Below are 22907 nucleotides of genomic sequence, written 5' to 3'. Positions count from 1 at the left end.
GGATATCGATGAAGCCGTAGGAGATACGTGCAAGGAGAGGAAGGCACGATGACAGAAGAGCAGAGACGCGCCGACGAGCGTCCGCTGACACGCGAGGAGGAGCTGGAGAACATCCACAAGGACATCGCTCGCAAGCCCGATGCCGAGCGCTCGCCCCACCTGGATGCGCTCGAGGCGGAAGCCATCTACATCATCCGCGAAGTGGCAGCGCAGTGCGAGAAGCCGGTGATGCTCTATTCGATCGGCAAGGATTCGAGCGTTATGCTGCACCTGGCCCTCAAGGCGTTCTATCCGGAGAAGCCGCCCTTCCCCTTCCTCCATGTGAATACCACCTGGAAGTTCCATGAGATGATCGAGTTCCGCGACCGCGTGATGCGCCGCTATGGTCTGGACCTCATCGAGTACATCAACCAGGAAGGTGTCGCCCAGGGCATAAACCCCTTCGACAACGGCAGCGCCTACACTGACATCATGAAGACCCAGGCGCTGCGGCAGGCTCTGCGCGAAGGCGGCTTCACAGCGGCCTTCGGCGGCGGCAGGCGCGACGAGGAAAAGTCGCGCGCCAAGGAGCGCATATTCAGCTTCCGCAATGCGCAGCAGGCCTGGGATCCCAAGAACCAGCGTCCTGAGATGTGGAAGCTCTATAACGCCCATATCAACAAAGGCGAATCGATCCGCGTATTCCCGATCTCCAACTGGACCGAGAAGGATATCTGGCTCTACATCCGCCAGGAGAACATCGATATCGTGCCGCTGTACTTTGCAGCCAAGCGTCCGGTCGTGGAGCGTGACGGACAGCTGATCATGGTCGATGACGACCGCTTCCGCTTCAAGCCGGGCGAGAAGCCAGAGATACGTTCGGTGCGCTTCCGCACGCTCGGCTGCTATCCGCTCACGGGCGCCACGGAAAGCACCGCATCGACGCTCGACGAGATCATCGACGAGACGCTCGCAGCCGTGGAGAGCGAGCGCACGACCCGTGTCATCGACAAGGACGGTGGCTCTGCAAGCATGGAACGTCGCAAGCTGGAGGGATATTTCTGATGAGGGATCTTTTGAAGTTCATCACCTGCGGCTCGGTCGATGACGGAAAGTCGACGCTGATCGGGCATCTGCTGTACGATTCGAAGCTCATCTATGCCGACCAGGCACGCGCTCTGGAGCTCGACTCCAAGGTCGGAAGCCGTGGCGGTGCCATCGACTACTCGCTTCTGCTCGATGGCCTTTCTGCCGAGCGCGAGCAGGGCATCACGATCGATGTCGCCTACCGCTACTTCACGACCGACCGCCGCAGCTTCATCGTCGCCGATACGCCGGGCCATGAGGAGTACACGCGCAACATGGCAGTCGGTGCAAGCTTCGCCGACCTCGCCGTCATCCTCGTTGACGCCTCGAAGGGGCTTCTTCCGCAGACTCGCCGCCATGCCCGCATCTGCGCGCTCGTCGGCATCCGCAGCTTCGTCTTTGCGATCAACAAGATGGATCTTGTCGGCTACTCCGAGGAGACCTTCCACGAGATCGAGCAGGAAGTGCATGAGCTTGCGCATGAGCTGGGGCTTGCGCATGTCACGCTCATTCCGGTAAGTGCCACCGAAGGCGACAATATCACGACACGCTCCAAGAATACGCCCTGGTATGAGGGACTGCCGCTCCTTGGCTATCTCGAGACGGTCGATGCAGACACCGGATCTCTCGGAGAGGGCTTCTATCTGCCGGTGCAGCGCGTGAGCCGTCCTGACCATACGTTCCGTGGCTTCCAGGGCCAAGTGGAGGCCGACGAGGTTTCTGTCGGGGACGAGCTGACAGTGCTGCCGAGCGGCGAGCATGCACATGTGAAGAGCATCCTGGTGGCAGGCAGCCCTGCGGAAAAGGCCAGCTTCGGAGATCCAGCCACGATCCAGCTCGATCGAGAGGTCGACGTGTCGCGCGGCTGTGTCCTGGAGCGCGGGGCAGGGCTCAAGGTCGCCTCTTCCGTGCTGGCGACTGTCCTGTGGATGGATGACAAGCCGCTCTCTTTGGGCCGCGACTTCTATGTGCTCCTTGGTACGAAGGAGATCCCCGGCGCCCTCACGAGCATCCTCTATGCCATCGATGTGAATACCGGCGAGCGCAAGAAGGCTGACAGGCTCTCGAAGAACGAGATTGCGGTCGTGCAGCTCGCCTTCACGGAGCCTATCGTCGTGGACGAGTTCAAGCGCCATCGCACGATGGGCGAGCTGATCTTGATCGACCGCATCACGAACGCGACAAGCGCCTGTGGTGTCGTGGAGCGTGTCGACGATCAGGATGCAGGGCAAGGATCTTCGGCAGACAGCCACCTCCGCATGGTGCTCAAGGGCCATGCCGGTATAACCGTCGAGTTCCCGCTTGCATCTGGCGCAGCAGCTGATGCAGAGAGCGGCACTTTCACGCTCGACCAGGTGAAGGATATCGAGCACCGCCTTGTCGCCGAGGGGTTGGACGCCTATCTCTATCAGCCTGGCCCCGAATCTCATCCGGCAGAGGTCGTGGCACATCTCAACCGTGCCGGCGTGACCGTCCTTCTGGCGCTTGCGCCTGAAGTGCACGATGCGCTGCCAAGGCGCTCGGACAACCTCGTGTTCCGTGGATGGCAGGCGGAGGTCGGAACAGATCCTGTCGCCATTGCGGATTATGTGCGCCGCATGAGCGCTTCCGATGCCGCGGCCGATCTGGGCGCTTCGCTATGACCGGAGGAATGCCCAGAAAGCAGGGCCTCACGACGCGGATCCTGCATCCAGCAGGGGCACCGCCCAACGCAAGCAGGGCGACGCTTCCTGAGATAGCGCAGGTGAGCGCATTCTCGTTTGCGAGTGCAGAGGAGCAGGCTGAGATCTTTGCCAACAGGAAGCCTGGATTCGCGTGTTGCCAATCCGACCGTTGCCGCCTTCGAGCGTACAGTGAACCAGCTCGAGGGTGGAGCAGCGACCGTGGCCTATGCCTCGGGCATGGGTGCGCTTACGGCAGCCTTCATGACCCTCGTCCAGGCGGGAGATGTGATCGTGGCAGCGTCTGCGCTCTATGGAGGCACGGTCGAACTGCTCTTCGTGCTTGGCCGCCTCGGCGTCGAGGTCCGCTTCGCGAAGAGCTCTGCTCCAGACGACTTCGCTGCCGCTCTCGAGGAGGCAGCTCCTCGCGCCAAGGTGGCATATGTCGAGACGATAGAAAACCCGCGTCTCGATGTTGCGGATATCGAGGGAATCGCCCGTGTGGCACACGGGCACGCCGTGTCCCTCCTCATCGACAATACGGTCGCGACGCTGTGCCTCGTGAGGCCCATCGATCTTGGTGTCGACCTCGTCGTGCATTCCACGAGCAAATACATCAATGGCTTCTCAGACTCTATTGGAGGCACGCTCACGGTCTCAGGGCGCTTCACCTGGGACTTCGAGCGCTAGCCTGCCCTGGCGAAGTTCAGCCGCTTTGGCAAGCTCGCTATCCTCCCGAGCCTCAGAAGCGATGTCAGCCCTGCGCTCGGTGCTGCAATGGCGCCACAGACGGCCTTCTATATGCAGATAGGTGTCGAGACGCTCGATCTGCGCATGGACCGCATCTGCAGCAATGCGCTTAGGCTCGCAGCCCATCTCGATGAGCTTGCATCCTCTGGCGAGGTACCGGAGCTCCAGGTGCGCTATCCGGACCTTTCTTCCCATGGGGGCCATGAGCTTGCCAAAAGGCAGTTCAAAGACAGGTATGGCGGCATCCTCACGCTCAGGCTCGGAAGCAGGAAGCGGGCATTTGCCATGCTTGACAGCCTTGACCTCGTATCGATTGTCTCGAACATCGGCGATGCGCGCACCCTTGCCGTCCATCCGGCAACGACGAATGCGGCGCACCTTGACAGGGCAGCCCAGCTTGCATCCGGGGTGTATGACGACCTGGTATGCGTCAGCGTCGGCATCGAAGACTGCGAGGACCTCATTGCCGATTTCGACCAGGCGCTGGGCAAACTGCCTGCTGAGTCTGAAGAGTAGCCTTCCGTCATTGCCCTGTTGCTGCCGAAGGCCTCAGCATGATTCCAAGCCTTTGAGCAGTTCAATATGCACTACGGCCAGGACTGCATGCAATGAAGGCATGCGGTCCTGGCAGCTTCCTCAAGAGATGCCAGGAGCTTACTGCCACTGAATCCTGCAAGGTTCGCTCAGGACGAACGCTAGCGTCGGGAATCCGGTGCCTTCTTTAATCCTACCGGCGCGATTACCTTTAAAGAAAGCGCCAGACCAGCCATGCAGTCTTGAAGCAGGGGATGGGCGCAGTCGGGACGCTGCAGCTTTGGATACCTGAGGAGCGTGGTGCGCGTGGATACCGTATATGACATCTCGACAGTAGCGTGCGAGGTCTGTGCGCGCTCGGGCCGTATTGCCAAGTGCGGGAAGCTGTTTGCGTCTATGGCAAGGATAGGCCTCATCGGCTTTGGCGGGGGCAATGCGCTCGTGCCTGTCATTGAGCGTGAGGTCGTCAGAGGCGATGGCCTCATCACGAAGGAAGAGTTCGACCGCGAGGTCGTTGTCGCCAATATCACGAGCGGTGCCCTTCCGGTCGAGGTTGCATCAGGCGTAGGACGCAAGGTTGCCGGAATCCCCGGCATGATTGTAGGAGCTGTGGGCATGGGGCTTCCGGGAGCGCTCCTTGCACTTGTGTTCATCTCGCTCTTCTCATCGGCTTCCGCCACCGCAATCAATCAGATGCATATGGCATCGGTAGGTGTGAGCATGCTCATCGCCTATGTGCTTATCTCCTATGCAGTGGGAGAGATCCGCGGAAGGCGGGCAGCCACACGTTCCCGTGCAGTCTCGACCGCACTTCTTGCTACCTCGTTTCTTATGACCTGCGGAGGAAAGATCGCAAAGATTGCAGGCGAGCTTGGCTTGGGGAGCATCACGCTTCCGCGGGTCTCGACGCTCGATGTCCTAGGTGCCTTCTTCTTTGCGGTGCTCTTCACGCGGGGAAAGGCCGAGGGCCGAAAAGGTCATCTGCGCATGGCAGCGGCACTCGCTGTAGCTGGCGCATATCTGGCCTCCCGTGCATTCTCCGCAAGCTTGGGAGCTCTGCCTTCCCATGTGCTGCGGGCTGCCATGGTCGCTCTTGCAGCCTGGGGACTCGCTGCGAGCGCGCATGAATCGGGTGCCCTTGAAAGATCAGATTCTGGCTCTCTCAAGAAGCTTCCCCATGAAGCGCTTGCCTGGCTTGCCTTTATCGCAGCCTGCATCATTCCAGTGCTCATCGTCTGCCCCCAGGCATTCGAGTTCGCAGCGCGCTCGGCGCTCTCGGTGCTCATGTCTTTCGGAGGCGGCGATGCCTACCTGGCATTTGGGCAGGGGATGTTCGTGGATTCCGGCATGGTCTCGAACGCTGCCTACTATGGGCAGGTCGTGACGGTATCCAATGCCATGCCTGGATCCATCATCTGCAAGGTCCTTGTCGGTGTCGGCTATCTGGTCGGCGAGACCTGGGGGAGCGCCGCTGCGCTGCTCACGGCAGTCGCCGGCTTCGGCATCGGTGTCGGCATCTCCGGCCTCACCTTCCTCTTTGCCTACTATGCCTATGACCGGCTCGAGAAGATTCCGGCTTTCGATGCCATCAGGCGCTATATCCGTCCTGTCATCGGAGGGATCTTGCTTACGATTGCCGTGATGATGGTCTCGCTCAATGTCGAAGCGGCAAAGCAGCTCTCTCTCGGCGTGCCGGCTGTGCTTGCCGTGAGCGCAGCCATCCTCGCGCTTGTGGGCTGGGCCGCACGCGCCCATGAGGCTTCGCTCGGAAAGCTGATCCTGATTGCCGTGGGCGTGGCTCTTGCCGCAATGAATGGCCTTGCGCTGATTGCCTGATTGCTAGCCTGCAGACACTTGTCTGGAACACCTGCAGCGCCGCATCCCCCATCAAAGCATGCGGCGCTGTGCCATGCTGAAGAGCGATGATGCAGATATCTGGATAACGTACCATCCAGGAATTCAGCTATTCTGGCTGCGGAATCAGGACATTTAGGTGGAACACGCCCTCCTCTCCCTTCATGGCAACGGTTCCGCCATAGCGCTCAGCCGTGAGAAGGATGCTTCGCGTGCCGAACCCGTGGTTCTGTCTGTCCTGCTTTGTCGTGGAGGGAAGCCCGTCTGCTCCGAAGCTCACCGTGCCAGAAAACCTGTTCTCGATATGGATCGATACCATGCCAGCGGTCCTTCGCACGGCAAGCGAGATATCGCGTTGATCCGGGGGAAGGCTTTCCGATGCCTCAATAGCGTTTTCCACGGCATTTCCGAAGAGGGCATAGATATCCACCGGCTGCATGAATGAAAGCGCGTCGCCATCGGCGATGCAGCGGAACGGGATCTGCTTCCTCTCGCAGATGAGCCCCTTCTCCGAAAGGATTGTATCGAGCGCATCGTTTCCGGTCCTGACCTGCGTGTCATAGACCGCTACCTCATGGGAGAGCTCGTCGAGCGCCTGCCTTGTGACTGAGCTCCCGCCATCAGCGAGATGGCAGATCTGATGGCGGATGTCGTGGCACTTCACATTGATTGCATCGATGTTCTCGCGCGACAGCTGGTACTGGCGTCGCTCCGCCGCCAGCATGCTTTCGGTGAGCGTAGCCTCTTCTCTCGAGCGTCTGGCTATGAGGAAGTCGAAGCCCATGACAAGAAGGGCGACGCAGACGATGGCATGGATGAGCTTCAGGGCAAGAAGGAGGGAAAGAGGCACGGAAAGGGTTGCCAGCTCCTTGTTGACCATATCGAAGAGGATGACAGCAAAGAGGATCATTGCGAGAAGGGCCAGGGTGTCCTGGTCGCTCGAGGCGGCAAGGCCACTCTTGCGGACAGGACGGACAAGCAGCGGCCATGCTGCAAGATAGACGGCGGCGCAGAGGGCAATTTCGATTGCGATGGTAGGTGCGAGCTCGACGGCATCTGCCAGGCCGCTCGAGAGGTTCTGGAGCATGTAGCCGGCAACAGCACAGTAGATGGTGGGCCAAAGCCCTGCATCCCGGAAGGAGTGGATGAAGAGGGCAGAGGCAAGGAGCGCCAAAGACTAGAACAGAGCGATAAGGATGGCTTCTGCCAGCTCATCGTAGCCTGATGGATGAACAAGTCTGGGGCTGGCGCTGGAGATCGGGAATGCTGCCATGAGGAGAAGAAGGAGGGCAATGCCGGCTAGAAGGGGCTTCACAAGGAGATGCTCCCTCCTTAAAACGCCGCTCGCGAAGAGATGCATGCCGACTGCCATCTGTGCAACAGTCACGCCTATCTCGATGAGATTTCTGTCCGGCATTATGCAGCGCTCCTCGTCTAAGCGGTTCCGCCAAAGTATTCTGCGATCTCGCTGTTAGACCATGATTGACCTGGCACCCCTGTCCTTCCAATAGCTCCAGAAGGGCTGCTCTATGTCTATGAGCGCACGCCTGGTATGGACATACCTGCCTCCTGCAAGCTGGCCTGAGAGTATATCCTTCTTCTCCCGCTCAGAATGCCTTACCTGCTCTATCCACAAAAAGCAGACAAGACAAGTGCCCCAACCACTTCGTAGAAGACCCCATGGGAAAAAGCAGGAACTCGCGCAGCCTTCGCTGCATCGCATTGACGAGCCCGAGCTCGCCGTGTGCTTGAAGACCCTAAGCGAGGAGAGCCACGCGCGCATATCCTGCATGGTCGTCAGTGGCGACCCATAAGCTGTCGACGATACCTGAAAGGGCATCTGTGAGCTTTTCGTCCTCGGGCCTGCCCCTACCGCAAAGGATGGCATATTCGTCGCTTAAGTCACTCGCGCAGCACTCCACGCAGACCTTCTTGTTCTATATGCCACAGCAATGCACAACATGGCCGTGCGTGTGCACCTTTCTCAGCATCTGGATGTTGGGCCTTGCCCTGTTGCCTGTAAGCGATTCGTCGAGATAGAGGCCGTCTGCCTGGCAGGAGACGGTGGGTCCATACCTGAAGGCGCCAAGAGCGGCCTGCAGCAGCTCGAAGAGCCTCATGCGCATGGAACCACAATGTCCTTAAGGCTCACATGGCAGCTCTTCGCAAGCTCCTTCAAGCGTCATGCCTGCAAGCGTGCCCTTTGCATATGCGGCCCATGTGGTGGCCGTGAGCTTTGACATAGCCAGGACAGATCTTGTCTTTACAAAGAAGGTCTTGCCTCACGAGCAACACTTCCATCTCTTAAGGCCACACGCGTCGTGGCCCTTGCAATAGAAACTGAGCGATTTGCACCTCGGGCACCTCTTGGGTGTTCCCGCAAGGGCAGAGCCTGCCATCTTCTTGGCTATGAGTGCCTTCAGCCTCTCCAGGAGCTCGCGCTTCTCGGCGATCCCCATCTTTTCGATCTGCTGCAGTATCATTGGATCCATCCGGGCCCTTTGATCCTCGATGACTTTGTTTGACGACATGCATTGTAGGCAAAGGCCCGGACACTTTTGGGCCCTTCTTAGGTCAATCCTGGTCTAACAGCGAGATGCGTCTTAACGTCTTATCTGGCTTCTTTTGCTCTTCGGCCCTGGCTTAGGTGAGCTTCCCTGATCTTTTCGTACTTGACGGCCCACTCATCTAAGGTCTTATCGCTGATCTCAAGCTTCTTGGCGCACGCTCTGATGCTTTTCTTTAGGTCTGCCTGCCTGGCTTTGCCGCAGCACTGGTAGCCTTTAAGTGCTACTCATCTATATACTGCCTGGGAAGCTTCGACTTGGACTTTGCCTTCTTCTGCCTTGCTTGTACTCACTGACATCTCATGGCTTAAATCTACAGGTGGTGTTGGGTGGGCATCTGGGCAAAGGATACTTGCGTCCAGTTGTCTACCAGAAGATTACAGCTTAGAGGCCATCGCCGAGGTGCTCTCTGAGGCGAACGGAAATTCGCAATGGTCGTCTGATCCCACTCCGGTATTTGTCAGGTTTCATGCATTTATCCTTGTGCGTGGCGGGTGTGGCACGGGTTGCCGTAGAATGTGCGCGACAACACCTAAGGAGGACGCATGCGCAAGAGCAACCGCGAGATTACTGACTTCAACGAGATCGTGCAGGTCTTGAAGGGGTGCGACGTGTGCCGCGTCGCGCTGAACGACACGGACGGCACGCCGTACATTGTGCCTGTGAACTTCGCGGTCGGCGTGGACGGCGACCACGTCACGCTGTATTTTCACAGCGCGCTTGAGGGCCACAAGCTTGACCTGGTCGCACGCGATGCGCGGGCCGCGTTCGAGATGGACCGCGGGCATCAGCTGCAGTACTCCCGCGAGCGCGGATACTGCACGTTCGCATATGAGTCGGTCATGGGCAAGGGCACAGTGCGCATGATCGAGGACGAGAAAGAAAAGGTCCGCGCGCTCGACGCGATCATGGCTCAGTACCATCCCGAAGGTGACGCGCCCTACAACCCGGCGGCTATTCCACGCACCGTCGTCTGGTGCCTCGACGTCACTGAGATGACCGGCAAGCGGAAGCCCCTCAAGCCGGGGATGTAGAAGCCCGCAGCCTCGCAGATTCTGCAGCACGTGGGCAATTACAAAACTCCCAAACCAGCGATATAGAACCGCCCAACCCGGATCATTCGACCCCTCAACCCGCCGTTTGTGAAAACAGTGTTAGTATAAGCTAACAATTATGAAGCTATCGGTGACCGTGTTACTGCGGCAACAACAGCTCGCTCGCGAGTCTGCTTTTCTTTCCGTTTAGCGGTACACAGGATAGGTGGGACAGAATGGACGAAAGAATAGCGCAATCTCTTGCATCTAGCGGATTGCTGGATGGCGTTCCTCGCGAATTGTACGAGGAAACCCTGGTCAAGCTGAAGGTTCGTGAAAAGAGCTATCTCGAGGGGGAGCTTTTGCTGCGTCTCGGATCGCGTCCGGAGGCAATGGGCGTCGTGGTGGACGGGTACGTCCGCATCGATTTCTACGATGATGACGGTAATGCGTCTACAATTACCATGGTGGGGCGGGGTGGAATGTTCGCTGAGGCTGTGGCGTGCGCTGGAGACCCGAGCATCGTGCAGGTCCAGGCCGCGTCCGACGTGCGCGTGCTGTGGCTGGATATGAATCGCATGATGACCGGGCGCGTCATGCGCGAAACACCCTACGTGGGTGTGATCATGGCGAACAATGTACGTATGCTTGCGCGGAAGAATACCCTGCTCGTACGCAAGCTGCAGCTGCTTTCGCAGAAGCGTTTGCGTGATCGAATCAAGCTGTACTTGGTTCAGCGTGAGAGCGGCATGCTCCCCAAAGATACCATGGCCGAGCAAAGCCGCACGTCGCTGGCGCGCTATCTGGGTGCCGACCGTAGTGCGCTTTCCCGCGAGCTCGGGCGGCTGCGGGACGAGGGCATCGTGTCGCTCGATGGCGGAACGATCAATATCGTCGATCGCTCGTTCTTAGAAAACTAGTCGTTTCGGTCGCCCTCTTCGTACCCGCCGTATCCCGAAAAAGTAGAAAATTTTTCTCATACGCTGCCGCAGCAACAACTCTAGGTGTCTGTTTCCGTAAAGTTAGCTATGGAAAACTATTGGAAGCTCGGACGTCTGTAGGCGAGCTTAGCGGGAAAGGTGAACTCATGAACGAGTCCAAGGCAATATCGGTCCCCTGGCGCGAATTTCTGAAGGTCGCTGCAGGGGCGGTTGGTACTGCGGCGGTGGTGACAACAGGGCTGGGTTCGTCAGGTCTGAATGATGCGCTGGATTTCGGGCCTGAGGAGGCATTTGCTGCAGCAGCTTTTTCATCCGGCACCTATACGGTCATGGCGAATTTGTATGTGGCGGCAGCAGATACTCCAATTGGTAAAAACGCATACGTTACAAACTCCGGGAATCCCCCAACTCACAAACTCACATCACCAGTGTCGGATAACGCTACGCTTGTGGTCGACGCTGACGGCAAGAAGACCCTGACGGTGCCGGTGGTCAATAACACGTTTGGCGTGCGTTCGATTGCTTCCTCTTCAACGGACGGAACAGTGTTGGTGCTTTCCACGTCTGATACGACTTGGACTGCGCCCAGCTTTCCGCTCTCCTCGACTCCGTATAGTACGAGGATTTCCTCAATTACATTCGATGTGACGAACTTCGCCGGGGCTCTTCGGTGGCCGATTGCAGCACCTGCGCGGAATATGCGACATTCCCGCTATATAGGGGCGACAAGGCGTGGGACCTGCATCTGGCGGTCGATTTATCCAATGCTCAATAGAGCGAATTGTTGCAAGGGAAGTCGAACGGCCTGTTCGGTGCGAGTGGGCAACCTGTGTATCTTAACTTTCGAGTAGGGGAAGTGATGAGAAAAAATACGATTGAATGGCCTAGGATTCACGGGGGTCTTAGGGCCTTGCGCTCGAAGGTGCTGGGCTTTGTGCTTTCCGGCGTGTTGGCGTTCTCCATGGTGCCAAGCTCCGCTTTTGCCGCTAGCCAAAACGGTGCAACCGGTCTTCTCGAACCCGCTGCGGTTCAGCAGATGGATTCCACCGCGGGTGCGGCTGTCGATCAGGCGAACGCTTCAAACGCTGCCAACTTTTCCGACCAGCAAGAGAAGAGCACTGACGAGGCTGCCGCCAATACCCCTGCGAATAGCTCGGGTGCAGAGGCTTCGGCGGAAGCGGCAGAGCTGGCGACCACCGGTAGCAACGATAGCGCCAACAGCGCAGAGCCGAATCCCAACGGTACGGATTCCAACACCGCTGTGCAACCCGAAGCTGCGGCTGCATCCAGTGAAAAATCGGGGTCTTCTGTAACCCAGGACACAGCCAAAAATTCCGGGCTCAGCCCGGAATCGTCCTTGGTGAGCGAGCAGCGGGAACAGAAGCTCATGCTGCCGGAAGCCCAATCGGACAGCTCCTTCACTCTTCCGGCGAGCAGCGCGGAGTTGGAAGCGGGAACCTACACCGTCTCCGCGAACGTGTCCATGTTGACCCCACTCGGTTTCCCTGGGTACACAACCAGCCCTTACAACCCCGAGGGAATCGGCGGAAAACTGGGCATTCCGTCTGCGCCGGTGACTGACAACGCAACCTTGGTGTTGGGGGCGGATGGCTCCCACACCCTTACGGTCGATCTAGCCAACCCCGTCTTTACCGTTCAAGACGTTGAGAGCAGCGACAGCGTAACCGTTAAAAACGTTGTCACACAGCCGATCGAGACGAAAACCGACGACGAGCAGTACAACAAAGATCTCGCTTCGGCAGGCATCACGAGCCGCATTTCGCAGGTGACCGTAAACCTGAACAACTGGACGGGCAGCTACCAGTTCGCCAACTGGAAAGTGTACGCGATCACCCTCGGAACGTTCTTCCCCAACGCCGACTCTCCGTCTATCACGTCGCTTGACCTGAGCGTCGACCTGGCAAATGTAAAAAAGCGGGTCAGCGGTGATTTTCAGAAAACGTACACGGATGCTGCAACTGGTATCAGCGTTACGGTTTCTGCCGATAAGGAAGCATCGACCATCGCTCGGCTTCAAAACGCACAGCTAAAGGTTGAAAAGGTCGAGTCGGGTGCCGATCACGATGCCGCCGTCTTCGGTCTCGCACAACACTATGCTTCGACTCCAACGTTCGACCAATACAAAATCAATCTCGTCGCCAACGGAGAAAGCATCCAGTTCGACGACAAAACTTCGGCATCGGTGACGGTTCCCGCTTCCGCCAACGATTGGACGGTATATCAGCTTGCGAATGGTGAGCTGATCGCAGCTAGCCCAACATTCGATTTTGGAGCCATCACATTCTCCGCAATCAGCCTGGGGAATTTCGTTTTCGTGGAACCATGAGGGCGCCTCTGCCTATTTGTACACGCGCACGGTCGTGGATTCTCCCACCGGCGCGTCGATGACGTATTCCACTGATGGATCGTTCGAAGAACAGATATTCAGCAGGGACTACCCGGGCGTTTCTGGAGGGGAGTTGCTGGATGCATTCATGCCCGATGTTGAGGGTGTGTTTTCGATGGAAGCTCCTGATGCCTTCCTACAGAAAGTCGCAGAAACCGCATCGAGCGATGGCACGTTCGCGTCGTCTCATGTGCAAGGTGCCTTCGCCATGGCAATCGTGGGTGGCAGGCAAACGTATGGATGGAAAATCGGCGCTCCCCTCTGTGGATTTGGAAGTATCGATTATACGTTTACGGCAGGTAAGAATCCGTTAGGCGTGTCGCTTCCCGTTTCTAGCGACGACGTGGCCGTGTATGCCGTCACCGGAACGCATGGCGGCACTGTGCAAACAGTCAGAAGGCTTAGCGCTCATGTCGTCGATGGATACGCTCAGGTCTCACTCAACGATTCTGACGTACAGATTTCGAACTTCGTCACTCTGATGTACCGCTCCGCTGTAGGCGCTTCGGGCTTGGATAATCTCACGATGGAGGTAAAACCACTCACCGACAATTCCGAAGTCGCCTACCTCGTGGTGGTGGAGCCGGCAGAGACCCCGGTCGGCAAGCCGACGACGGCGACCGGACTGGTCTACAACGGTATGGAGCAGATCGGCGTCGCCGAAGGTGGGGGCTACGACCTCGTCTCCAACAGCGCGACCAACGCCGGCACCTACACGACGATCGCCATGCTGAAGGAAGGCTATGTGTGGTCCGATGGAACCGCTGACCCGGTGGTGCTGACCTGGAGCATCGGCAAGGCGATACTGACCGCTTCCTATCAGAGCAGGACGATCACCGTTGGCCAGACCCCGGCGCTCGCCGTGGATGTGAACGGGTTCGTCAATGGTGAGGATGCGAGCACCGCGGCCGGCTACGAGGCACCGACCGCCTCTGTCGCGGACTCCTTCGACGAAGGCACCTACGAGATCACGCCTAGGAGCGGCAATGCCGACAACTACCAATTCGCTTACGTGGGTGGCACGCTGACGGTCAAGACGGCGAAGAAGCTCGAGCCGGGCACGTACACGGTGACGGCCAACCTCGCTATGCCAGGCCAGTTCAATCCGCTCGTACCGGGGCTCACGGTCTATGCGAACAGCCCAGATAACCCCTTCGGCCCCACAATCGACGAGAACGACCCCGCGAAGGTGACGGCGCAGATCCCCTCGAAGCCGCTCAGCATGAACGCAAAGCTCATCGTCGCGGCGGATGGGACTCGGACACTCGTGCTGCCCATCGAGAACCCCATCTTCACGACGCAGGACCTCGGTGCGAGCGATCAGCTCGCCAACGTGCACACCGAGCACGTGGCCCCCACCGCAGGCGGTGGCGACTGGAACGGTTCGTACAACCAGCGCACCGATCGCATCCATATGATGTCGGCCGAGCTGCCCGCCGGGCAGAGTGCCGGCACGGCGACGTTCACCTTCAAGGGCAGCGTGCTGTACGCCGTCCCGCTTGACAAGGAGCTTGCACCCACCGGCGACACGGCGCTTGTGCTCACGGTCGGCTATGACAGTCTTTCCAAGGAATCCGACAGCACCGAGCTTCCTGCCTTCGTGCAGGACGGCAACGGCTCCGATAACAATAGCACCAGTGACAACAGCGGTTCCAGTAGCTCCGACAACGGCGGCACCAACAACTCTGGCAACGGCGTGAACGCCGGCGGCTCCAATGGCAACGCCGGCAACGGTTTCAGCGGTGGTATCGGAGAGGGCCTGTCCGGCTCCGACATCGGTGACAAGATCTCCTCTGTCGACGGTCACCTCGCGGCCGGCACCTACACGGTTTCCGCCAACATCTGGGTCGACAGGAGCGAAGCGGGCCTTCCGCTTTCACCCCACTTCACGAATACGTCCTTCCCGCCGAGCACGTCGGTGTCGAAGAACGCCACGCTCACCGTCGAGCCTGATGGGCACGCATACGTAGTAGTTCCCATCGTCATCCAGTCGCGCATCATGCACGTGAAGTCTCTCTGGGCTGAACATCGTGGACGCGTCATACGACGACGAGGGTGGACTGACGAGCATCACGGTCGACCTGGGTATCCTCAACGATGCAAGCACGATCGCGAAGACGGCTACGGCCAACGTCACCCTGGGCTCGCTTGCCAGCACCATCATCGGCGGAGTGGCAAACCGCACCTGGACCGTCACCTTCGAAGTGGTGTTCAACGGTGCTCCCACCCAGACGGGCGGCGTTCTGACCCAGGCCGTCCAGAACCTCATCAAAGGCCAGAGCTCTGAGGGCACGGCTGCGGGCGGAGAAGAGGCTGCCGACGAAGCAGCGGCTGACGCGCTTGCCGCTCTGGACGGTGAGATAGGCGCGGCAAAGGACGGCTCTGGCTCTCTCCACATCGCCCAACAGCAAGGTCGCGGGCTCTCCGACCGAGGGCGGTGACGGCGGCGCCAACCCGATGGTCGCCATCCCGGTTGTGCTTGTTGCGGCAGCCGTGGTGGCGGGCATCCTGGTGGCGTACAAGCGCCGCAAGAGGGGGGGGCTTAGAATGCGTAGATCTTTCAGTAGGCGATCGTTCCTTGCCCTCGGCGGCGTGGCCGTGATGTCGGTGGGGCTTACGATGGCGGGCTACTCGCCGATGCAGGGCGAACCGACCGTACAGGTGCAGTCGTCAGACTTCAGCTCGCAGCCGGAGGAGCGCGACCTCATGGGTAGCGCCGACCCGTGCGACGTGCGCGTCGGGCTGATTATGGGGCCGCCTTCCATGGGGCTTTCCCAATTCATGCTGGCTGTTCAGAATGGCAAGACCGAGAATAACTTCGAGTTCACGGTGGATGGAGTGGACTACATCAGCCTGTCCGCGTCGCTGAATCAGGGCGACTTCGACATCGCCACCCTGCCGAGCAACATCGGGCCGATCCTGTACAACAACAAGGAGCTGCAGAACAGCTACCAGGTGATCAGCGTCAACAACCTCGGCGTTCTGTATGTCATGACCACTGTCTCTTCGATCTCGCCGGACGCCGCGTGTACGGCTACGGCGAGGGCGGTACGCCCGAGTACACTGTCGAGGCACTGCTGAAGAAGACCGGGATGGAGGACAGCTTCATGCTGGAGTTTAAAGCGACGCCGTCTGAGGTGCCGAACCTCATGCAGCAGGAGGAAAACTGTGTGGCTATTCTTCCGCAGCCGTTCGTCTCGCTTTCGAAGCTGATGGTGGAGCCGCTGTACGTGCCTGTAAGCATCACCGCCGAATGGAACAAGGCGTTCGCCGATACCGGCAGCCAGGCCATCACCACGACGACGATCGTGAACCGGGCCTTTCTCGAGGAGCACGAGCAGGCTGTAGTGGAGTACCTGCAGATGTCAGGCATGTCGGTCGAATGGACACTCGAGAACATGGACAAGGCGGCCGCGCTGCAGGAAGAGCTGGGGACGTTTATGAACAACAGCGTGGCGGCCGACGCTATGCCGCAGATCGCCCTGACGTGTCTGACTGGCACGGAGATGCGCGCTGCGCTTTCCGGGTTCATCGACGAGCTGTATGCCGCCAACCCTGATTTGGTGGGCGGAGCCATCCCCGGCGAGGACTTCTACTATCTGCCGTTCACCGGCACAATCGACGATGACGCGATCGGCAAAGAGCAGGCGCAAGCGGCGGTGCAGCAGTAGATGGATTCAAGTAGCATCAAACGCCTGCTCGGCAAGGTATGGTCGGCGTCGGGCTGCTCCGATGTGAACGGTGCGCAGGATCGAACCGCTCCGATCGTGCCCCTGTCCGAGATCTCACAGGCGACGGGGATACCTGAGGAGCGTCTCGCTATGATGGCGCAGATAATCCGCAAGGACGGTCTGGCCGACGAGTATATGGCCTCCATGATGAAGATGGCGACCGGAAACGGCGTGGGCATCGACAAGATTCTGGCGATGCTGACGTCGCTCGGTGTGCCGCGCTCCCAGGCTACTCGTGTGGCCCGGTCCCAGGGGCTCATGGACGATCGGGAGGCGCAGCGCATCCTCGACGAGGAGAGGTGCGCGCAGAAGGCAGCCGCGGTCAACGAGGCATGCGCGGGTAGGAGGCGCTTCCTGAAGAAGGGCGCCATCATCGTGTTTTGGGTGCTGGTATGGCAGCTGCTCGACATGGTCATGAGCAACCGCCTGGTATTGGCAGGACCCGTGCGTGTGGCGCAAGCTTTGGCCGAGCAGGTAGTGAAGCCCGACTTCTGGGCGGTGTGCGGCGCGTCGCTTCTGCGCATCGCGGCGGGATTTTTGCTGTCATTTGTCGTGGGGATCCTGCTCTCGCTCGTGGCGTACCGGGTGCGCATCGTGCACGATCTCGTGGAACCGATCGTCTCGCTTCTGCGCACCATTCCCGTGGTCAGCATCATCATGCTGCTGATTTGGGTGGGTAACCAGGCGCTGACTGTGTACCTCTCGTTTCTGATCGTATTGCCGCTCATCTACACGAACATGCTCACGGGTCTTGAGAACGTGGACCCGCAGATGCTGGAGATGGCGCGCGTGTACAAACTGTCGCGGTGGCGCACGTTTCTGTACGTGTACCGCCCAGCGCTCATGCCATTTTTATCCAGCAGCAGCAAGCTGGCGCTGGGCATGAGCTGGAAGAGCGGCATCATGGCTGAGGCCTTGGCTACGCCGAAGCCGTCCATCGGCAAGGAGATGGCGCAGGCGCGCACGTATCTGAACACGCCTGACCTGTTCGCCTGGACCGTGGTCGTCATGATCATGAGCTAGGGAAGCGATGATTAATTCCCAATAATGTGCCAAAGAGGATCAGCCACGTGGCCTTTCACAGCCGGCATGGGCATTAATCATCGTTTCCCTAGGCTTTCGAGAAGCTGTTCATGCATCTGCTGAAGCTGGCGGGCCGTCCGCTCGGCGGGCTTTTAGGCGTCGAGGACGATGAGAGAGGCGCACGATGAGCGTGGAGCTGCTCCATATCGAGAAATCATTCGGGCAACAGCGCGTTCTGCACGACGTGAACTTCACATTCGAGAAGGGGCGCGTCTACTGTCTCATGGGGCCTTTGGGCTCCGGCAAGACCACCCTGTTGCGCGTGCTGCTGGGGCTGGAGCGCGCCGACGGTGGCAGTGTTCGCGGGCTTGTCGCGGGGGGACGTGTCCGTCGTGTTCCAGGAAGACCGTCTCTGCAACGTGCTCACGCCGGTGGAGAACCTGGCACTGGTCATACCCGGGCGTGCCAGTCGTCGCCGTCTGCGCGACATGCTGAGTGAGATCCTGCCCGAACGCTGCCTAGACAAGTCGGTCATACAGCTTTCCGGTGGCCAGCGCCGGCGTGTGTCGCTCGTGCGTGCGATGGCGTTCCCCAGCAAGATGGTGGTGATGGACGAGCCGTTCACCGGGCTGGACACCGCCACACGGCGCACGACGATCGAGTTCATACTGCGCTACATCGATGGGGCACGCTTCTTGTTTCCACCCATGGGGAGGAAGATGCAGAGCTTCTGGGCGTGCAGAGAGTGCTGATGGCTGAGTTGATGGGATAGGGCGCAGCATGTAGGTGGTGGCTCGCGCTCTCCGGATCAAGCCGCCTATGCCGTCCCCGACGTTGCATCCCGGCGACCCAACTTCAACGGGAGAGCAACGTCTTGGGAAATTCTCCCGAAGTGTGACTGTAGCAACAGCACAGCGCACCTCGCTGTCGGACAATGGTGCCAACAAATTAGTTAAGGCTAACAAATGCGCCCGACCAGGCGCGCAACGAAAGGACAACCATGGCTGAAATCGATATGACCAAGTGCATGCGCGACGTGGTGATCGAAGATCCGATGTTCGGGCAGTTCCTTGCCGACAAGGGATTTCCGTTCTCGATAGAGAACCCCATCGCCGAGCTGGTCACGTTCACTGACGTCGTGCAGCTGCAGCATCTCGACAAAGATGCATTTCTGGCCGAATACGACGCGTACCGCGCAAACGGCGGTGTGCTGCCCGAGGGCAGCGAGCCGACTTGCACGGGCTGCGGTCTGTAGGTGAACGCCGTGTACACGTTCGGAATCGACATAGGTGTGTCCTCGGTCAAGGTTGCGGCCGTCTCGTGTGACTCCATCGAGCGATCGGTGTGCCCCCTGCTGTTCAGTGATATGCGCTCCCACGAGGGCGACCCCGTGGCCTGCCTGCGCGACGTGCTGGATGATGCCGCTCAGACGCTGCGGCCCGACGAATGCGCGGGCTGGGGTGTCACCGGACAAGGGCGCCAGGCCCTGGGGTGTCCGGAGGCTGCGCTCGAGGACGTCCCGGCCGTTACACTGGGTGCCGAGCTGCTCGCGCCCGAAGCCCATTCGATCATCGAGGTGGGCGGTCAGCGGGCCCTGTACGTGACAGGCGTCGGGCCGGGTCGCACGCCGCGGTTCTCCGCGAATGACGGCTGCGCAGCGGGCACGGGTGCGTTCTTCGAAGATCAGATGCACCGCCTGGGGATGAAGATCGAGGACTACTCGGGCATGGTGGGTGCGGCCAAGAGCATTCCGCGACTTTCGGGGCGCTGCGCCGTGTTCGCCAAGACCGACATCATCCACCGGCAGCAGGAGGGCGTGCCGACCGAGGACATCCTGCTGGGTCTGTGCTACGCGATGGTGAGGAGCTACAAGGCGCTCATCGTGCGCAACCTGCCTGTGCAGGCACCGGTAGCGCTTGCGGGCGGCGTGCTTTTGAACGAGGGCGTGGTGCGCGCCGTGCGCGAGGTGTTCGGGCTGGGAGAAGGCGAGCTCCTGCTCGAGAGAGCGAACTTGTACTTTCAGGCGGCGGGTGCGGCGCTGCATGCGGCGTCGTGCGAGGAGCCAGTCACGCTTGAGCGGCTGACCCAGGTGCTCGAGAACCACCCGCCTGTCGAGCTGCTGCCGCGCCTTGAGGCGCTGCCCTCCCTGGACTACGATCCGGGGTTGGGGTACACGGTCCTGCCCGAGCCGTGGCTGGTGGATGAGACGGGCGTCACCCCATGCGCGCTGGGAATCGACGTTGGCTCCACCAGCACGAGCCTCGTGCTGGTGGATGCCCGGGGCCGCCTTCTGGACGCGCAGTACCTACGCACGCGCGGCGACGCGAAGGCGGCCGTGGAGCAGGGCCTGGCATCTTTGGGGGAGCGCCTCGGCAGTAAGGTCCGCGTGGACGCGGTGGCGACCACCGGCTCGGGCCGGTCGCTGATCGGAGAGTATGTGGGGGCTGACATCGTGCGCGACGAGATCACCGCGCAGGGCCACGCTGCCACGAAGGCCGACCTGCGCGTGGACACCGTGTTCGAAATCGGTGGGCAGGACTCCAAGTACATCAGCCTCAAGAACGGCCAGGTGGTCGACTTCCAGATGAACAAGATCTGCGCGGCAGGCACCGGGTCGTTCGTGGAGGAGCAGGCCGCGCGTCTCGGGATAGCCATCGACGACTACGGCGAGCTGGCGCTTTCGTCCGAACAGCCTGTCGACCTGGGGGAACGCTGCACAGTGTTCGTGGAGACGTCCATCAACTCCGCCCTTGCGGCCGGCGCCGCGAAGTGCGATGTGGCTGCTGGGCTCTGCCAATCGATCGTGCGCAACTACCTGCATCGCGTCGTGGGCACAAAGCGGGTGGGGGACCACATCGTGCTGCAGGGCGGCGTGAACTACAACGCGGGCATCGTGGCTGCGTTCAAGCAGATCTACGGCGACCGCGTCACGGTGTCACCGTGGTTCGCGGTGTCGGGCGCCGTTGGTGCGGCACTGCTCGCCTGGGAGGCCGGCGTCGATCAGACGGCGTTCCGCGGGTTCGACCTTTCGGGCGGGTGTGCCAAGAAGAAGCGAGTCGACGCCGCCGAAATCGAGCGCAACCGCGCCTTCTTCCATCAGGGAGAGGAGCTGATGCTTGAAGACTACACCGGCAAGATCGACCCCGCGAAAAAGACTGTAGGCGTGCCGCGGTGCCTCATGATCTTCAAGCTCTTCCCGTTGGTTAACGCGTTCTTCACGCAGCTCGGGTTCAACGTAGTCATCTCCGACATGTCCGACGAGGAGATCGTGGGACTCTCCCAGTGCACCGCGCAGGGCGAGACGTGCTTCCCGGTTAAGCTGATTCACGGGCACATGCTGCAGCTGGCTGAGCGCGGTGTCGACTACATCTTCATGCCGTCGATCCATACGATCAAGCACGTGAAGTCGAGCGTCGCGCACAACTACGGCTGTCCCTACATGCACACGGCACCGCGGCTCGTTGCCAGCGAGCTCGGGCTGGAGAGGCGCGGTATCAAGCTGCTTTCGCCGCTGCTCGACCTGGATTTCGGGCAGCAGGCCATAGCGAAGGAGATGCTGAACCTGGGTGCCGAGCTGGGGCGCGAGCCGCGCGAGGTGGCGCGCGCGATGTTGGCCGGCAGCTTCGCCGTCAAGGAATTCACGCGCAAGACCGAGGAGGCCGGCGAGCAGCTGCTCACATCGCTTGCGCCCGGCGAGCGCGTGCTGGTGATGATCACGCGCAACTACGGCATCTCCGACGCGGTGCTGAACTCGGGCATCCCCGACGCGCTGATCGAGCGTGGGCAGAAGGTGATCACCATATCGCACCTGCACGCGCACGACCTGGACCTGAAGGATGACTACCCGAATATGTACTGGCCGTTTGGGCAGCATATCCTGTCTGCGATCAAGCTGATCCGCCGCGACCCGCGCCTGTTCGCCGTGTACCTCACCAACCACGGATGCGGGCCGGACACGATGCTCTCGCACCTGGTGGCCGAGGAGATGGGTGGCAAGCCCTACCTGCAGATCGAGGTGGACGAGCACTATTCGAAGGTGGGCGTCATCACGCGCATCGAGGCGTTTCTGAACAGCCTTGACCACTACCAGGCCAAAGACGAGTCCGCACTGCCGCTCGCTGTGAAGGCCGTCGACCAGAACGAGCGTATGCTTGATCCGGGCGTACCGGTCGCCATGCCGGGATTCGGCACGGTGTCGCGCACGGTGGCTTCCGTGCTTGAGCGGCGCGGCTTCGACGTGCGCCGCTACCCTGCGACACAGCAGACGATCGCGCGCGGCAAGAAATACTCGACTACGAAGGAGTACCTGACATTCTCCGCCGAGCTGGGCATGGCGCTCGACGCGGTGGACGATGCGCAGCGGACGGCGCTGCAGCTGTTACTGCCGTCGAGTCAGGGTGCTGATGCCGATGGACAGTACGACCGCGTGATAAGAAGCATTTTGGATGCGCGCGGAAGCGAGGCGCCGATCGTGGCGCCGCGACTGGAGACACTGATCGACCGGGTACCGGATCCGGACTCGCTGTTCGACGCGCTGCTTGCGGCCGATGTGGCGCAGGCTGCGGACGCGGGTGAGCGCGAGGCGGTGCTCGGGCGGCTGCTTGAGGCCGGGTGTGCGTTCGATGCAGTCGTACGCGAGGCACAGCGGGTCGGCGACGCGGCTGTGAACGATGCGCGCAAGCGCGTTCTGGCCGTGGGGGAATGGCCGCTCGTGTGGGATGACAACCTGAACGCGGGTGCGCTTGTCCGCTTAGAGGCGTCGGGGACATGCGTGCTGCGTATGCCGGCAGCCGAGTACTTCTGGTTTTTGTGGAGCGATGCGCTTCGGGAACGCAACCGCAATGCGCCGAAGCAGGCGGAAGACAGTGAACTGCTGCGGGGCGTGGCACGGCGGATGGCTGCCGTGTGCGAGGCGCTGGGCAGGGCGTCTGCGTACCAGCCCGATGCGAGCTCGCTTGTGCCGGCAGCCGATGCCATGGTCGGAAGCCTGCGAGCGGCAAACGCACGCTATCGCGCGGCGAAGACAAAGCTCGCTTCTGAGGTCGCCCAAGGCGTGCTCGCCCTGGCGTCGATGTACGAGAACACGGACATCATCCTGCAGTTGGAGGAAGCGGCTGCGGGGCTCGAGAACCCTGTTATGCACGTGACCTTCGACGGCGCGCTGGACGCCAGCATCGACGACAAGATCAGCTCGTTCGTGTACTACGTGTGAGGCGTCGAGCAACGAGGGGCTGCTTGTCGCTTGCCCGCAGGTGCATGGCGGCGAGTAGGTTGCTTGCCGGCTGGCTGTGTCTGGTAGTCGCTCCACCGCTCGTCGGTTGCGTTGCCTGCAGTCTCGCC

19 protein-coding genes and 2 pseudogenes are annotated in these 22907 nt (G+C 60.4%); 16 read left to right on the top strand and 5 right to left on the bottom strand.

Annotation, left to right across the window (positions count from 1 at the left end; all coding sequences use genetic code 11):
* The first annotated feature begins 48 nt into the window (after positions 1 to 48).
* The 4 genes and pseudogenes from cysD to J4859_RS12650 all read left to right on the top strand — a co-directional run bounded on the left by cysD (position 49) and on the right by J4859_RS12650 (position 5846).
* Positions 49 to 1044, top strand: a complete 996-nt coding sequence (gene cysD / locus J4859_RS12670) for a sulfate adenylyltransferase subunit CysD (protein WP_212330280.1) — start codon at positions 49 to 51, stop codon at positions 1042 to 1044.
* Positions 1044 to 2708 (top strand): sulfate adenylyltransferase subunit 1, encoded by a 1665-nt coding sequence (locus J4859_RS12665; RefSeq protein ID WP_212330278.1) that lies wholly within the window; start codon positions 1044 to 1046, stop codon positions 2706 to 2708. The genes cysD and J4859_RS12665 overlap by 1 nt, the downstream gene beginning before the upstream one ends.
* Before the next feature lie 123 nt (positions 2709 to 2831).
* Positions 2832 to 3992, top strand: a pseudogene (locus J4859_RS16420) (PLP-dependent transferase).
* Positions 3993 to 4316: 324 nt separating this feature from the next.
* A complete protein-coding gene (locus tag J4859_RS12650; RefSeq protein ID WP_212330272.1) occupies positions 4317 to 5846 on the top strand; it encodes a chromate transporter in 1530 nt (509 codons plus the stop codon).
* A 127-nt stretch (positions 5847 to 5973) separates the two neighbouring features.
* Here the strand turns inward: J4859_RS12650 and J4859_RS12645 are convergent, their stop codons facing one another.
* From J4859_RS12645 to J4859_RS12625, 5 genes are all read right to left on the bottom strand, one after another.
* The gene (locus J4859_RS12645; RefSeq protein WP_212330270.1) at positions 5974 to 7038 is read right to left on the bottom strand and encodes an ATP-binding protein; all 1065 of its coding nucleotides are present in this window, start codon (positions 7036 to 7038) and stop codon (positions 5974 to 5976) included.
* 3 nt (positions 7039 to 7041) lie between these two features.
* Complete coding sequence (locus J4859_RS12640; RefSeq protein WP_212330268.1) at positions 7042 to 7281, bottom strand: hypothetical protein; 240 nt, start codon at positions 7279 to 7281, stop codon at positions 7042 to 7044.
* Between the two features lie 340 nt (positions 7282 to 7621).
* Positions 7622 to 7786 carry a hypothetical protein gene (locus J4859_RS12635; RefSeq protein WP_212330266.1) on the bottom strand — a complete coding sequence of 55 codons (165 nt, stop codon included), beginning with the start codon at positions 7784 to 7786 and terminating at the stop codon, positions 7622 to 7624.
* Positions 7787 to 7801: 15 nt separating this feature from the next.
* Positions 7802 to 7984, bottom strand: coding sequence for a hypothetical protein (locus J4859_RS12630; protein ID WP_212330264.1), 183 nt, complete (start codon positions 7982 to 7984; stop codon positions 7802 to 7804).
* A gap of 162 nt (positions 7985 to 8146) precedes the next feature.
* The gene (locus J4859_RS12625) at positions 8147 to 8356 is read right to left on the bottom strand and encodes a hypothetical protein (protein WP_212330262.1); all 210 of its coding nucleotides are present in this window, start codon (positions 8354 to 8356) and stop codon (positions 8147 to 8149) included.
* A gap of 620 nt (positions 8357 to 8976) precedes the next feature.
* Between J4859_RS12625 and J4859_RS12620 the strand changes: the two genes are divergently transcribed.
* The 12 genes and pseudogenes from J4859_RS12620 to J4859_RS12565 all read left to right on the top strand — a co-directional run bounded on the left by J4859_RS12620 (position 8977) and on the right by J4859_RS12565 (position 22779).
* Positions 8977 to 9465, top strand: a complete 489-nt coding sequence (locus tag J4859_RS12620) for a pyridoxamine 5'-phosphate oxidase family protein (RefSeq protein ID WP_212330260.1) — start codon at positions 8977 to 8979, stop codon at positions 9463 to 9465.
* Between the two features lie 275 nt (positions 9466 to 9740).
* Complete coding sequence (locus tag J4859_RS12615; RefSeq protein WP_212330259.1) at positions 9741 to 10385, top strand: Crp/Fnr family transcriptional regulator; 645 nt, start codon at positions 9741 to 9743, stop codon at positions 10383 to 10385.
* A 167-nt stretch (positions 10386 to 10552) separates the two neighbouring features.
* Positions 10553 to 11257, top strand: a complete 705-nt coding sequence (locus J4859_RS12610; RefSeq protein WP_212330257.1) for a hypothetical protein — start codon at positions 10553 to 10555, stop codon at positions 11255 to 11257.
* Between the two features lie 59 nt (positions 11258 to 11316).
* Complete coding sequence (locus tag J4859_RS12605; protein ID WP_212330255.1) at positions 11317 to 12753, top strand: hypothetical protein; 1437 nt, start codon at positions 11317 to 11319, stop codon at positions 12751 to 12753.
* A 16-nt stretch (positions 12754 to 12769) separates the two neighbouring features.
* Complete coding sequence (locus J4859_RS12600; RefSeq protein WP_212330254.1) at positions 12770 to 15100, top strand: MBG domain-containing protein; 2331 nt, start codon at positions 12770 to 12772, stop codon at positions 15098 to 15100.
* Positions 15101 to 15288: 188 nt separating this feature from the next.
* The gene (locus J4859_RS12595; RefSeq protein ID WP_212330252.1) at positions 15289 to 15894 is read left to right on the top strand and encodes a hypothetical protein; all 606 of its coding nucleotides are present in this window, start codon (positions 15289 to 15291) and stop codon (positions 15892 to 15894) included.
* Entirely contained in the window at positions 15840 to 16484 is a 645-nt protein-coding gene (locus J4859_RS12590) for a hypothetical protein (RefSeq protein WP_212330250.1), read from the top strand. The genes J4859_RS12595 and J4859_RS12590 overlap by 55 nt, the downstream gene beginning before the upstream one ends.
* Positions 16485 to 17567 carry an ABC transporter permease gene (locus J4859_RS12585; RefSeq protein WP_212330248.1) on the top strand — a complete coding sequence of 361 codons (1083 nt, stop codon included), beginning with the start codon at positions 16485 to 16487 and terminating at the stop codon, positions 17565 to 17567.
* Positions 17568 to 17751: 184 nt separating this feature from the next.
* Positions 17752 to 17919 (top strand): annotated as a pseudogene (locus J4859_RS17910) (ATP-binding cassette domain-containing protein); the annotation flags it as partial.
* 16 nt (positions 17920 to 17935) lie between these two features.
* Positions 17936 to 18319 (top strand): ATP-binding cassette domain-containing protein, encoded by a 384-nt coding sequence (locus J4859_RS12575; RefSeq protein WP_256436747.1) that lies wholly within the window; start codon positions 17936 to 17938, stop codon positions 18317 to 18319.
* A 248-nt stretch (positions 18320 to 18567) separates the two neighbouring features.
* Positions 18568 to 18822: a hypothetical protein gene (locus J4859_RS12570; protein WP_212330242.1), complete on the top strand. Its 255-nt coding sequence runs from the start codon at positions 18568 to 18570 to the stop codon at positions 18820 to 18822.
* Positions 18823 to 22779 carry an acyl-CoA dehydratase activase gene (locus tag J4859_RS12565; protein ID WP_371812064.1) on the top strand — a complete coding sequence of 1319 codons (3957 nt, stop codon included), beginning with the start codon at positions 18823 to 18825 and terminating at the stop codon, positions 22777 to 22779.
* Positions 22780 to 22907: the final 128 nt, after the last annotated feature.

The organism is Atopobium sp. oral taxon 416 (assembly GCF_018128285.1).
Lineage (GTDB): Bacteria > Actinomycetota > Coriobacteriia > Coriobacteriales > Atopobiaceae > Olsenella_L.
Note: the sequence above shows the minus strand (reverse complement) of the source record. Positions and strands in the feature narration are given on the sequence as shown.